The organism is Streptomyces sp. NPDC051104 (assembly GCF_040682835.1).
GTDB classification, from domain to species: domain Bacteria; phylum Actinomycetota; class Actinomycetes; order Streptomycetales; family Streptomycetaceae; genus Streptomyces; species Streptomyces cynarae.
Genome location: NZ_JBFBBS010000009.1, coordinates 240,257 through 253,306, shown reverse-complemented (window position 1 = coordinate 253,306; position 13,050 = coordinate 240,257). Strand labels below are relative to the sequence as shown.

General features: G+C 71.8%; 12 protein-coding genes. 10 read left to right on the top strand and 2 right to left on the bottom strand.

Annotated elements, in window-relative coordinates; genetic code table 11:
• The first annotated feature begins 43 nt into the window (after window positions 1–43).
• From AB0N14_RS16770 to AB0N14_RS16755, 4 genes are all read left to right on the top strand, one after another.
• Entirely contained in the window at window positions 44–433 is a 390-nt protein-coding gene (locus AB0N14_RS16770) for a cell division protein SepF (RefSeq protein WP_366026391.1), read from the top strand.
• A 103-nt stretch (window positions 434–536) separates the two neighbouring features.
• A complete protein-coding gene (locus tag AB0N14_RS16765; protein WP_366026390.1) occupies window positions 537–1,715 on the top strand; it encodes an ATP-binding protein in 1,179 nt (392 codons plus the stop codon).
• Window positions 1,712–2,065 carry a nucleotide pyrophosphohydrolase gene (locus AB0N14_RS16760; protein WP_366026389.1) on the top strand — a complete coding sequence of 118 codons (354 nt, stop codon included), beginning with the start codon at window positions 1,712–1,714 and terminating at the stop codon, window positions 2,063–2,065. Before AB0N14_RS16765 ends, AB0N14_RS16760 begins: the two co-directional genes overlap by 4 nt.
• Before the next feature lie 177 nt (window positions 2,066–2,242).
• Window positions 2,243–2,719, top strand: a complete 477-nt coding sequence (locus AB0N14_RS16755) for a DUF6099 family protein (protein ID WP_366026388.1) — start codon at window positions 2,243–2,245, stop codon at window positions 2,717–2,719.
• 102 nt (window positions 2,720–2,821) lie between these two features.
• On the opposite strand, the gene AB0N14_RS16750 is transcribed toward AB0N14_RS16755, so the two are convergent.
• Window positions 2,822–2,947, bottom strand: coding sequence for a hypothetical protein (locus AB0N14_RS16750; RefSeq protein WP_366026387.1), 126 nt, complete (start codon window positions 2,945–2,947; stop codon window positions 2,822–2,824).
• Window positions 2,948–3,158: 211 nt separating this feature from the next.
• Here AB0N14_RS16750 and AB0N14_RS16745 point away from each other — a divergent pair, with 211 nt between their 5' ends.
• The 6 genes from AB0N14_RS16745 to AB0N14_RS16720 all read left to right on the top strand — a co-directional run bounded on the left by AB0N14_RS16745 (window position 3,159) and on the right by AB0N14_RS16720 (window position 12,430).
• Window positions 3,159–4,082, top strand: a complete 924-nt coding sequence (locus AB0N14_RS16745; protein ID WP_366026386.1) for an LLM class F420-dependent oxidoreductase — start codon at window positions 3,159–3,161, stop codon at window positions 4,080–4,082.
• A 103-nt stretch (window positions 4,083–4,185) separates the two neighbouring features.
• Window positions 4,186–5,832, top strand: a complete 1,647-nt coding sequence (locus AB0N14_RS16740) for a 3' terminal RNA ribose 2'-O-methyltransferase Hen1 (RefSeq protein ID WP_366026385.1) — start codon at window positions 4,186–4,188, stop codon at window positions 5,830–5,832.
• Window positions 5,829–8,372 carry a polynucleotide kinase-phosphatase gene (locus AB0N14_RS16735; protein WP_366026384.1) on the top strand — a complete coding sequence of 848 codons (2,544 nt, stop codon included), beginning with the start codon at window positions 5,829–5,831 and terminating at the stop codon, window positions 8,370–8,372. Before AB0N14_RS16740 ends, AB0N14_RS16735 begins: the two co-directional genes overlap by 4 nt.
• Window positions 8,373–8,494: 122 nt before the next feature.
• A complete protein-coding gene (locus AB0N14_RS16730; RefSeq protein ID WP_366026383.1) occupies window positions 8,495–9,724 on the top strand; it encodes an arginine deiminase in 1,230 nt (409 codons plus the stop codon).
• A 94-nt stretch (window positions 9,725–9,818) separates the two neighbouring features.
• A complete protein-coding gene (gene argF, locus AB0N14_RS16725; protein WP_366026382.1) occupies window positions 9,819–10,826 on the top strand; it encodes an ornithine carbamoyltransferase in 1,008 nt (335 codons plus the stop codon).
• A 149-nt stretch (window positions 10,827–10,975) separates the two neighbouring features.
• Window positions 10,976–12,430 carry an amino acid permease gene (locus tag AB0N14_RS16720; protein ID WP_366026381.1) on the top strand — a complete coding sequence of 485 codons (1,455 nt, stop codon included), beginning with the start codon at window positions 10,976–10,978 and terminating at the stop codon, window positions 12,428–12,430.
• Here the strand turns inward: AB0N14_RS16720 and AB0N14_RS16715 are convergent.
• Window positions 12,390–12,839 (bottom strand): ATP-binding protein, encoded by a 450-nt coding sequence (locus AB0N14_RS16715; RefSeq protein ID WP_366026380.1) that lies wholly within the window; start codon window positions 12,837–12,839, stop codon window positions 12,390–12,392. The genes AB0N14_RS16720 and AB0N14_RS16715 overlap by 41 nt on opposite strands.
• Window positions 12,840–13,050: the final 211 nt, after the last annotated feature.

Here is a 13,050-nt window from a genome sequence, read left to right as displayed (position 1 = left end):
GCCCGGTGCAGACGATGAGTGCGAGCCGACACGGGGAGGGCCGGTGAACAGGCACGATGTCACCGACGAACAGTGGGAAGGGCTCGCTCAGGTGGTTCCGCTGCGGGGCCGGGACGCCTGGCCGTCAGCGGTCGACCACCGCGCGCTGCCCGAGGCGCAGACCGAGGCGCGCCGCCGCTTCGTCGTCCTGAGGGTCAATGTGTTCGCGGACGCCCGCGACGTCGCCGAGACCCTGATGGCGGGCGTACCGGTCCTGCTCGACCTCACCGGCGCGGAGACGGACGTCGCCAAGCGGGTCCTGGACTTCAGCACGGGCGTCGTCTTCGGCCTGTCCAGCGGGATGCACCGGGTGGACCGCAACGTGTTCCTGCTGACGCCGCCGGGCACGGAGGTACGGGGACTGATGCAGGAGGCAGGGGTTCCGGGGGTCTGAGCCATGGTGCGAGTCCCCGACGGGCCCGGCCGGTCGCTCGATCGTAGGAAGCCCGCGGGGCCGGAACGGTTCGCCGGTCGGCAGGAGACCTACGGTCCCGGATATGACCCCGTCACCTGCGCCATCCGTGCCCGCTGCCCCTGAGCAAGCCGCTGCCGCCGACCCGCGTCCGGACCGGCCGTACGTCACCGAACTGCGGCTGTCCGCCTTCGCCGGGCATCGGCGGGCCACCTTTCCACTGGGCCCGTTGACGCTGTTCACCGGGCCGAGCGGTTCGGGCAAGTCACGCGCGTTGCAGGCGTACGGGGCGCTCGCGCGGCTCGGCGGCGGTGCGGAGCTGGCCGAGGTGTTCCCGGACCCGGTGGCCTGCGTCCCCGAGCGGGCGCGGCCCGATGCCCAGTGGCGGCGCGGCTTCCGGATCGGCTGCACGGCCGACGGTCCTCAAGGGCCCGTCCGGCTCGACGTCGCCGTGCAGGCCGAGCCCGAACTGCGCATCGTCGGCGAACGGTTGACGTCCGGCGGTCTCGTCCTGCTGGAGACCGCACTGCGCGACCCGAGCCGCCCGGTGGTGCAGGCGGCCTGGCACACCGCCGGCGCCTCCCCGGTCACCCGGGGGCCGCTTCCCGACGACCGTCTCGGCACGGCCCTGCTGCCGCTGCGGGTCGCGGGCAAGACCGACGGCCAGCGCCGGGTGCTCGCCGCCGCCGAGCAGATGGTGGTCGCCCTGCGCTCGGTCTTCGCCTGCGACCCGAGCCCCCGCCGGATGCGTGCCCCCGTCCCGCTGGGCGCGGGCCGGCTGCTGCCGGACTGCTCCAACCTCGCGGACGTCCTGTGGCGCACGCGTGCGGAGTGCGGCCGGAGGCACGCTCTGCTGACGGCGGCGGTCGCTGCCGGGTGCGCGGGGGAGGTCGTCGACCTGCTGGCGGAGCCGCTCGGCGACGGCACGGTCCGCGCGCTGCTCGACCGGGGCGACGGACAGCGCACCCCGCTGAAGCTGCTGGGCGACGGCGAACTGAGGTACGTGGCCCTGGCCCTCGTCCTGCTCACCGGCCCGGGCGTCCTGGAGGTCGACCCGGTGGGAGAGGTGCCGGCGGCGCTGCAGACCCTCACGGTCCTGGCGGACGGCTTCGACCGCCGCATGGACCGGCTCCAGGCACGCGAACTGCTCCGGCTGGCGGCGCGGATGTGCGAGCGGGGCCACATCCGGCTGGTGGGCGGGGTGAGCGAGACGTCCCTGGCGGCGGGGGTGGACGGGGTGACGGTGGTAGACCTGAGCGCGTGACAGAGGAATCCGGGCGGCGCAGGGACCTGACCGTGGCGCGGCTGCAGCGCCGGCTCGCCGACTTCGCGGCCGCCCGCGCCTGGCAGCCGTACCACACCCCCAAGAACCTGGTGGCGGCGCTCAGTGTGGAGGCGTCCGAACTCGTCGAGGTCTTCCAGTGGTTGACGCCGGAGGAGTCCGCGCGCGTCATGGAGGACCCGGACACGGCCCACCGGGTCACGGACGAGGTCGCGGACGTCCTGGCGTACCTGCTCCAGCTCTGCGAGGTACTGGGCATCGACGCGCTGGCGGCACTGGACGCGAAGATCGACCGCAACGAGGAGAGGTTTCCGGCGCCCGGGAAGGAATGATCACAAGAGCTCGGATCGTCACTCTCCGAAGTCGTCGAGTTGTCCACATCCCCCAGGTTGTCCACAGATTTCGTACCAGCTCTGGCTTTTCGGCCCGACTGCCCTCACTCTGGGTAGTGGACACCGGAGTTCGGGCAGACGTGCGGGAGCGCGCGTCGGACAGAGCGGGGGCAGGGCATGGATGCGGTGCGGCTCATCGTGGCGAGCAGGCGCGCCCTGGCGGGGAGCGAGGACGGGCCGAGGATCATGGCGGAGGCGTGGCAGGCGTACGCCCTGGCACAGGCGATCGGCAGCCGCCTGGCGGTCTCGGGCCCACCCGAACTGCGTGGCGAGGCACTGGGGTTGACGGAGCTGGCGGGCAGGGGCTGCGGCGTGCTGGACACGCCGCCCGTGGACGTGGCCGATCTGCGCGCGGCCCAGCTCACCGAGCTGGGCGACGCCCGCAAGGCGCTCCTTGACCTCGGCTCCCTCCTCATGGAACTGGGCATGGCCCTCGTCGCGGTGGCGAGCGCGGCGGACGACGAGGGCACGTACTGGCAGTGCATGGAGGCGATAGACGCGGCGGACGAGTCGAGGGACCGGGTCAGGGAGATGCTGCGCAGACTGGCGGCGAGAGACGGTGAGATACGCGAGCGGGACCGGGCGCCCGGCTGAGTGACGGCACCGTCCGCGCCCCGGCCCCGGGCAGGAGTGCGGCGGCTCGACCTCGGTCGCCGTCGCCGGTCCTCGGCCCCCGCAGCTCCGCCCCCAGTTCCGTCAGGTCCGCGTTGAGTCCGCCATCAGCCTCTCCATCCGCTCCAGCAGCCCCTCGGGCTGCCCGGAGGCAGCCACCTGCGGCACCCCGCCGGGGGACACGGCTTCCTGGGGCATGTGCTGGGGCATGAGACCTCCTCGGCCCTGACGCCCCCGGGCGCGGCCGCCGGCGACGGGTGCCGGGCGGTCCGGCTCCGCACCAGCAACGATCACCACTGGACACGGTCACCGATCTTCCGCAGATCAGCCCGTCGGATGGACGGATTTTCACCCGCCCGGGGCCGCAGGGCGGCAGCGGGCGGGTTCGGTCGACCGGTGATCGACCGTGCAGGATGGAGGTATGGATCTTCGCATCTTCACCGAGCCCCAGCAGGGCGCCACCTACGACACGCTCCTCGCCGTCGCCAAGGCCACCGAGGACCTCGGCTTCGATGCCTTCTTCCGCTCCGACCACTATCTGAAGATGGGCAACGTGGACGGCCTCCCCGGCCCCACCGACGCCTGGATCACCCTGGCGGGCCTCGCCCGTGAGACCAAGCGCATCCGCCTCGGCACGCTGATGACCGCCGCCACCTTCCGGCTCCCCGGCGTCCTCGCCATCCAGGTCGCCCAGGTCGACCGGATGTCCGGCGGACGCGTCGAACTGGGCCTGGGCGCGGGCTGGTTCGAGGAAGAGCACAGGGCGTACGGCATCCCGTTCCCGACGGAGAAGTTCGCCCGCCTCGAGGAGCAGCTGGAGATCGTCACCGGGCTGTGGGCGACCAAGACCGGCGAGACCTTCGACTTCCACGGGAAGTACTACGACCTGACCGACTCGCCCGCCCTGCCCAAGCCCGCCCAGAACAGGGTCCCGGTGCTCATCGGCGGCCACGGCGCCACCCGCACCCCGCGGCTCGCCGCCCGGTACGCCGACGAGTTCAACATCCCGTTCGGGTCGATCGAGGACAGCGAGCGTCAGTTCGCCCGGGTCCGTGCCGCCGCGGAGGAGGCCGGACGGCACGCGAACGCCTTGACGTACTCAACGGCACTCGTGGTCTGCGTCGGCAAGGACGACCAGGAGGTGGCGCGCCGTGCCGCCGCGATCGGCCGCGAGGTCGACGAGCTGAAGGCCAACGGCCTGGCCGGCACCCCGGCCGAGGTCGTCGACAAGATCGGCCGGTATGCGGAGATCGGCGCCCAACGTGTCTACCTCCAGGTCCTCGACCTGGACGACCTGGACCACCTGGAGCTGATCTCCTCCCGGGTCCAGTCCCAGGTGAAGTAGCCCGGACGGCCTCCGGGGACGTGTGCGCCCCGCCCCTCGGGGTGGGGCGGCACGGTTCGAAATCCGGTGGTCCTCGGTGCCCCGGGACCGGGAGACTCAGAGCATGTTCCTGACCATCGGCACTACCGGCACGCCCGAACGCCCCGCGACCGACCTCGGCTTCCTGCTGCACAAGCATCCCGGCACCGCGCAGGCGTTCTCCACCTCCTACGGCACGGCGCACGTCCTCTACCCCGAGGCGGATGCCGAGCGCTGCACGGCCGCGCTGCTGCTGGAGGTCGATGCGGTGGCGCTGGTGCGCAGGGGCAAGGGCAAGGGCCGCGGCGGCGCGCCCGACGCGGCGCTCGCGCAGTACGTCAACGACCGCCCCTACGCGGCGTCCTCCCTGCTCGCCGTGGCGCTGAGCAACGTGTTCTCCACCGCGATGCGGGGCGTGTGCAAGGCCCTGCCGGGGCGCGCCGAGCAGCCGCTGCCGTTGCGCATCGAGATACCCGCGCTGCCGGCCCGCGGAGCCGCAGGGGCGCGCCGGTGTCGAGCGGACGAGCGCGCGGAGGCCCGAAGGGCTGAGCATGGTCGGCCGCTCGCCACCGGCTTCGGCGTCCCGGAGGCGGAGCCGGACAAGAGCAGCGGACCGGCCCTCGTAGAGCGGCTGTTCGAGCCCTTGGGATGGGCAGTCACCGCCGAACCGGTCGTGCTGGACGCCGAGTTCCCGGAGTGGGGCGACTCCCGCTACGTGCGTCTCGTTCTGGAGTCCGGCACCCTGACGCTGGCGCAGGCCCTGCGCCATCTGTACGTGCTGCTGCCCGTCCTCGACGACGCCAAGCACTACTGGGTCTCCTCCGAGGAGGTCGACAAGCTGCTGCGGGCCGGTGAGGGGTGGCTGCCCGACCACCCGGAGCAGAAGCTGATCACCAGCCGCTACCTGGCGCGCCGCTGGTCGCTGACCCGGCAGGCGGTGGAGCGGCTGGAGCTGGTGCGGCTCGCGGAAGCGGACGACAGCGAGGTGGAGGAGATCGACAACGCCGTCCTGGACGCCGACGACGCGGCCGAAGGGGCCGACGACGCGGTCGAGGAGGAGACCGGAACGGAGGAGAAGCCGGTCCCGCTCGCCATGCAGCGCAGGGAGGCCATCGTCGCGGCGCTGAAGGAGTCCGCCGCCGCCCGGGTCCTGGACCTCGGCTGCGGGCAGGGCCGGTTGGTGCAGGCACTGCTGAAGGACGCGCGGTTCACCGAGATCGTCGGTGTCGACGTGTCGATGCGCGCGCTCACCATCGCTTCCCGGCGGCTGAAACTGGACCGCATGGGGGAGCGGCAGGCGTCCCGCGTCAAGCTCTTCCAGAGCTCGCTCGCGTACACCGACCGCCGGCTCAAGGGGTACGACGCCGCCGTGCTGAGCGAGGTGATCGAGCACGTCGACCTGCCCCGGCTGTCCGCCCTGGAGTACGCGGTGTTCGGCGCGGCCCGCCCGCGCGCGGTCCTCGTGACGACGCCGAACGTCGAGTACAACGTGCGCTGGGAGAGCCTGCCGGCCGGCCACGTACGGCACGGCGACCACCGCTTCGAGTGGACGCGGAAGGAGTTCCGCGCCTGGGCGGTCCGGGTCGCCGAGCGGCACGGATACACCGTCGAGTTCCGGCCGGTGGGCCCCGACGACCCCGAGGTGGGGCCGCCCACGCAGATGGCCGTGTTCACCCTGATCACGACGACCACCGCCACCACGACCATCGCGAAGGAGGGGAAGGCAGCATGACCGTGACCGAGACCAAGGGGCGCACCCTGCCCGTCACCGACCTCTCCCTCGTGGTGCTGATCGGCGCCTCCGGATCAGGCAAGTCGACCTTCGCCCGCAGGCACTTCAAGCCGACCGAGGTCATCTCCTCCGACTTCTGCCGCGGCCTGGTGTCCGACGACGAGAACGACCAGGGCGCCACCCGGGACGCCTTCGACGTCCTGCACTACATCGCCGGCAAGCGCCTCGCGGCCGGCCGTCGCACCGTCGTGGACGCGACGAGCGTGCAGCAGGACGCCCGCCGTCAGCTGATCGACCTGGCCAAGCAGTACGACGTCCTGCCCATCGCGATCGTGCTGGACGTACCGGAGGCGGTGTGCGCCGACCGCAACGCGGCCCGCGCCGACCGGGCGGACATGCCCCGCCGGGTCATCCAGCGCCACACCCGCGAACTGCGCCGTTCGCTCAGGCACCTGGAGCGCGAGGGCTTCCGCAAGGTGCACGTCCTGCGGGGAGTGGAGGAGGTCGAGAACGCGACCGTCGTCACCGAGAAGCGCTTCAACGACCTGACCCACCTCACCGGCCCCTTCGACATCATCGGCGACGTGCACGGCTGCGCCTCGGAACTGGAGGCGCTGCTCGGCAAGCTGGGCTACGTCGACGGCGTGCACCCCGAGGGCCGTACTGCGGTCTTCGTCGGCGACCTGGTGGACCGCGGCCCGGACAGCCCGGGCGTACTGCGCCGCGTGATGTCGATGGTGAAGTCGGGCGACGCGCTGTGCGTGCCGGGCAACCACGAGAACAAGTACGGGCGGTACCTCAAGGGCCGCAACGTCCAGCACACGCACGGACTCGCCGAGACCATCGCGCAGATGGAGGACGAGAGCGAGGAGTTCAAGCAGCAGGTACGGGAGTTCATCGACGGACTGGTCAGCCATTACGTCCTCGACGGCGGCAGGCTGGTCGTCTGCCACGCCGGCCTGCCCGAGAAGTACCACGGCCGCACCTCCGGCCGGGTCCGCTCGCACGCGCTGTACGGCGACACCACGGGGGAGACGGACGAGTTCGGGCTGCCGGTGCGCTACCCGTGGGCGGAGGACTACCGGGGCCGGGCGGTGGTGGTGTACGGCCACACGCCCGTCCCGCAGGCCACCTGGCTGAACAACACCATCTGCCTGGACACCGGCGCGGTGTTCGGCGGCAAGCTGACCGCGCTGCGCTGGCCTGAGCGGGAGCTGGTCGACGTACCGGCGGAGCGGGCCTGGTACGAGCCGGCCCGGCCGCCGGCCACCGAGGCGCCCGGCGGCCACGAGGGCCGTCCGCTGGACCTGGCGGACGTCCACGGCCGCAGGGTGGTGGAGACCCGGCACGCGGGCCGGGTCTCGGTCCGCGAGGAGAACGCGGCGGCGGCCCTGGAGGTCATGAGCCGCTTCGCGGTGGACCCGCGGCTGCTGCCGTATCTGCCGCCGACCATGGCGCCTACGGCCACCTCGCGTGCCGAGGGCTACCTGGAGCACCCGGAGGAGGCTTTCGCGCAGTACCGGGAGGACGGTGTCGAGCGGGTCGTGTGCGAGGAGAAGCACATGGGGTCGCGGGCGGTGGCTCTGGTGTGCCGGGACGCGGAGGCGGCCCGGAAGCGCTTCGGCGTCGACGGTCCGACGGGTTCGCTCTACACGCGCACGGGCCGCCCGTTCTTCGACGACGAGTCGGTGACGGAGCAGATCCTCGGCCGGTTGCGCACGGCGATCGGTGCCGCGGGCCTGTGGGAGGAACTCGAGACGGACTGGCTGCTGCTGGACGCGGAGCTGATGCCGTGGTCGCTGAAGGCGTCGGGACTGCTGCGCGGCCAGTACGCGGCGGTGGGCGCCGCGTCCGGTGCCGCGTTCCCGGGCGCGCTGGCCGCGCTGGAGGGCGCGGCGGCCCGGGGCGTCGACGTCGTCGGCCTGCTGGCCCGCCAGCGCGCACGTGCTGCCGACGCGACGGCCTTCACGGCGGCCTACCGCCGCTACTGCTGGACGACGGACGGTCTGGAGGGCGTCCGCCTGGCCCCGTTCCAGCTGCTGGCGGTGCAGGGCCGCAGCCTCGCGGCCGTGCCGCACGACGAGCAGCTGGCGCTGATCGACCGCATGGTCGAGGACGACGGAACCGGCCTGCTGCAGACGACCCGTCGTCTCCGTGTCGACACCGGCGACCCGGAGTCGGTGCGGGCCGGGGTCGACTGGTGGCTGGAACTGACGGGCCGGGGCGGCGAGGGCATGGTCGTCAAGCCCGTTCAGGCGCTGGTCCGCAGCACGGCCGGCCGCCTGGTGCAGCCGGGCATCAAGTGCCGTGGCCGTGAGTACCTCAGGATCATCTACGGCCCGGAGTACACGCGCCCGGACAACCTCGCCCGGCTCCGCCAGAGGTTCCTGAACCACAAGCGCTCCCTGGCGATCCGCGAGTACGCCCTGGGCCTCGAGGCCCTGGACCGCCTGGCGGAGGGCGAGCCGCTGTGGCGGGTGCACGAGGCGGTGTTCGCGGTGCTGGCCCTGGAGTCCGAGCCGGTGGACCCCCGCCTGTAAGGGGGCCCCGTGCCGCGAGGCCTCGAACCAGCCGGCCCGGATCGGTGCCGGCCCGGATCGGTATCCGTCCGATTCGGCGCGAACGAGGGGTGAACGCGTGCCCGAATGGTCAGGATGGAGGCATGGGATTCCACGTCGATTCCGAGGCCGGGCGGCTGCGGCGCGTCATTCTGCACCGGCCCGATCTCGAGCTCAAAAGGCTCACCCCGAGCAACAAGGACGCGCTCCTCTTCGACGACGTGCTGTGGGTACGGCGGGCGCGCGCGGAGCACGACGGGTTCGCCGACGTGCTGCGCGACCGCGGGGTGACCGTGCATCTCTTCGGTGACCTGCTCACCGAGGCCCTCGACATCCCGGCGGCCCGGTCCCTGGTCCTGGACCGGGTCTTCGACGAGAAGGAGTACGGTCCGCTCGCCACCGACCACCTCCGGGCCACCTTCGACGCCCTCCCCTCCGCCGAGCTCGCCGAGGCCCTCGTCGGCGGCATGACCAAGCGGGAGTTCCTCGAAGCCCATCCGGAGCCGACCTCCGTGCGGTTCCATGTGATGGAACTCGACGACTTCCTCCTGTGGCCCCTCCCCAGTCACCTGTTCACCCGCGACACCTCCGCCTGGATCTACGACGGGGTCTCCATCAACGCCATGCGCTGGCCCGCGCGTCAGCGCGAGACCGTGCACTTCGAGGCGATCTACCGGCACCACCCGCTGTTCCGTGACGAGGACTTCCACCTCTGGTCCGAGGGCCAGTCCGACTACCCGTCCACCATCGAGGGCGGCGACGTGCTCGTCATCGGCAACGGCGCGGTGCTCATCGGCATGAGCGAACGGACCACGCCCCAGGCCGTCGAGATGCTCGCGACCAAGCTCTTCGCCGCCGGCTCGGCCCGGACCATCGTCGCGCTCGACATGCCGAAGAGCCGCGCCTTCATGCACCTCGACACGGTGATGACCATGGTCGACGGCGACACGTTCACCCAGTACACGGGGCTCGGCATGCTCCGCTCCTACACGATCGAGCCCGGCGCCGGGGACAAGGAGCTGAAGGTCACCGATCATCCGCCGGAGCACATGCACCGGGCGATCGCCGCCGCGCTGGGGCTCACCGAGATCCGGGTGCTGACCGCCACGCAGGACGTGCACGCGGCGGAGCGGGAGCAGTGGGACGACGGGTGCAACGTCCTGGCGGTGGAGCCCGGGGTCGTCATCGCCTACGAGCGGAACTCCACCACCAACACGCATCTGCGCAAGCGGGGGATCGAAGTGATCGAGATTCCGGGGAGTGAGCTGGGGAGGGGACGGGGTGGGCCCCGGTGCATGAGCTGTCCGGTGGAGAGGGACCGCGTGGGTGCGTGAAGGAGTCAGGCTCCGTATAGAAATGTGGGGCATCGTATAGAGTTCCATTCGTTCCCGTGTTCGTCCCGTCCTCTCGTACTTCTGGAGCGCCCCCATGGCGACAGTCCCGACCGCCCTCGCCGGACGCCACTTCCTCAAGGAGCTGGACTTCACCGCCGAGGAGTTCCGTGGCCTGATCGAGCTGGCCGCCGAGCTGAAGGCGGCCAAGAAGGCCGGGACCGAGACGCGGTACCTCACGGGGAAGAACATCGCGCTCGTCTTCGAGAAGACCTCGACGCGTACGCGCTGCGCGTTCGAGGTGGCGGCCGCCGACCAGGGCGCCCACACCACCTACCTGGACCCGGCAGGCTCCCAGATCGGGCACAAGGAGTCCGTCGAGGACACCGCCCGCGTGCTCGGCCGGATGTTCGACGCCATTGAGTACCGCGGGCACGGTCAGGACATCGTCGAGGAGCTGGCCGCGCATGCCGGGGTCCCCGTCTACAACGGCCTCACCGACGAGTGGCACCCCACCCAGATGCTCGCCGACGTGCTCACCATGACCGAGCACTGCGACAAGCCGCTGACGGAGATCGCCTTCGCCTACCTGGGCGACGCCCGCAACAACATGGGCAACTCCTACCTGGTCACCGGCGCCCTGCTCGGGATGGACGTCCGCATCGTCGGGCCCCGGGTGCTGTGGCCGGAGCAGACCGTCGTCGAGGCGGCCCAGCGGCTCGCCGAGGACTCCGGCGCCCGGATCACGCTCACCGAGGACGTGAAGGAGGGCGTACGCGGCGCCGACTTCGTCGCCACCGACGTGTGGGTGTCGATGGGCGAGCCCAAGGAGGTCTGGGACGAGCGCATCGCGCTGCTCGGCCCGTACGCGGTGACCATGGACGTGCTGCGCGCCACCGGCAACGACGAGGTGCGGTTCCTGCACTGCCTGCCGGCCTTCCACGACCTCGGCACCGCCGTCGGCCGCGAGATCCACGAGCGGCACGGGCTCACCGAGCTGGAGGTCACGGACGAGGTCTTCGAGTCCGGGCACTCCGTCGTCTTCGACGAGGCGGAGAACCGGATGCACACCATCAAGGCGGTCCTCGTCGCGACCCTCGCCTGACCGGGCCTTCGCCTGACCGGCTGCGACGACGGCCACAGCGCAAGCCCGCACCCTCCCGTACGATCCCCGACGGACCCGGAACCACCCCTTCCGTGCCCGTCGGGCGGCCCACCCGGTCGCACCCCATCACTGAAAAGAGCGCCACCCGTATGCCCGGCAGTCCTGCCAACCCGTTCCGCATCAAGTCCCCCCAGCTTCTCGTCGCCGAGGCCGGTACCGATCTCGCCGGGCACGGCCTCAAGCGCCACATGGGCCTGTTCCAGCTCATCTGCTTCGGCATCGGCGCGATCGTCGGTACCGGCATCTTCGTCGGACTGTCCGACTCGGTCGCCCAGGCCGGGCCCGGCGTCGTCGTCTCCTTTGTGCTCGCCGCGCTGACCTGCGTGTTCACCGCGTTCGCATTCGCCGAGCTGGGCGGCGCCATCCCGGTCTCCGGGTCGTCGTACTCCTTCGCCTACGCCGGGCTGGGCGAGGGCACGGCCTTCCTCGTCGGCTGGTGTCTGCTCCTGGAGTACGGCGTGTCCGTATCGGCCGTCGCGGTCGGCTGGAGCCAGTACGTCAACGAGCTGCTGCACAGTCTCACCGGATGGCAGCTGCCCGCCGCCCTCTCCGCCGGGCCGGGCGACCGCGGGATCGTCAACCTGCCGGCCGTGATCGTCATCGCGCTGGCCTGCGTCCTCCTCGTACGCGGCGTACGCGAGAGCGCCCGGGCCACCGCCGCCATGGCCGTCCTCAAGCTGGCGATCCTGGTCGCCTTCTGCGCCATCGGGTTCACCGCCTTCAAGCACGGCAACCTGACCCCGTTCGCGCCGGCCGGCCTCGGCGGCATCGGCGCGGGCACCACGGCCGCCTTCTTCTCGTACATCGGCTTCGACGCGATCACCACCGCCGGTGAGGAGGCCCGGAACCCGCGGCGCGACATCCCCGTCGCGATCCTGGTCTGCATCGGACTGGTCACCCTGCTGTACTGCGCGGTCGCACTCGCCGCGATCGGCGCCATCGGCGGGCCCGCGGTCGGCGGCCGGCCCGCCGCGCTGTCGTACGTCGTCAACCAGGTCACCGGCTCCACGCTCGGCGGCGGTGTCATCGCCTTCGGCGCGGTCGTCGCCATCGTCTCCGTCGTGCTCGCCGTGATGTACGGCCAGACCCGCATCCTGATGTCCATGGCGCGCGACGGGCTCATCCCGCGCGTCTTCGAACGGGTCTCGCCGAGGACCTCGACGCCGGTCGGCGGCACCCTGATCGTCGCGATCGTCTTCGCGATCCCGGCGGCCTTCGCCTCGCTGGACTCGGTGGTCAACCTGTGCACCATCGGCACGCTCGCCACGATGGCGGTGGTCAATGTGGCCGTGATCGCGCTGCGCCGCCGTGAACCGGGCCTGGCCCGCAGCTTCCGCGTGCCGCTCTACCCGGTGATGCCGCTGCTCGGCGTCGGCTTCTGCCTGTACCTGATGTACGAGACGGGCTGGGCGACCTGGGCGCAGTTCGCGGTGTTCCTCGCGGTCGGGTCCCTCGTGTACGCCCTCTACGGGCGCCGGCACTCCCGGCTCACGGCAGGGGCTGTCACAGTGGACGCCGCTGAGCGGGAACCGCAGGCAGTCTGAACCACACCGCCTTGCCGGACTCGGTGGGGCGGTGCCCGCAGGACGAGCTCAGCGCGCGGATCAGCAGCAGCCCCCGGCCGTGCTCCTGCCAGGGGTCGGGGGCCACGGGGAGCGGGTGGGTGAGGTGGCCGGGCGGCGCCGGATCCGGGTCGTGCACCTCCACCGTGCAGCCGGTCGGCAGCAGCTCCACGACCAGCTCGATCGGCCCGTCACCCGCGGTGTGCTTAACGGCGTTCGCGACCAGCTCCGCGGTCAGCAGCTCCGCGGTGTCGCTGTCGGCCGCGTGCTCCAGCTCCGCCAGCGCCGTACGGACCAGCGCGCGGGCGACGGGCACGGCGGCGGTGGTGTGCGGCAGGGCGATGCGCCAGGAGGCGAGTGCGGGGGATTCGTACAAGGCGGGTCCGTTCATGGCGCAGGCGGTCCTGCTTTCAACAAAGGGCATCGTACGGCGCGCACCCTGCGGGGCGGCGGCGGGTTTCGCCGGGGGCGGCGTCGGCCCCGGTACCGGGCTGCCTACCCGTACCGACGGCCCATCGCGCATGCCGGTGCCCGCCGTTACCGGCCTGTCGAGAAGGTGTGACACCCCCGGTCGTCCCCGGTCGTCATCCCCGGCGTATCTC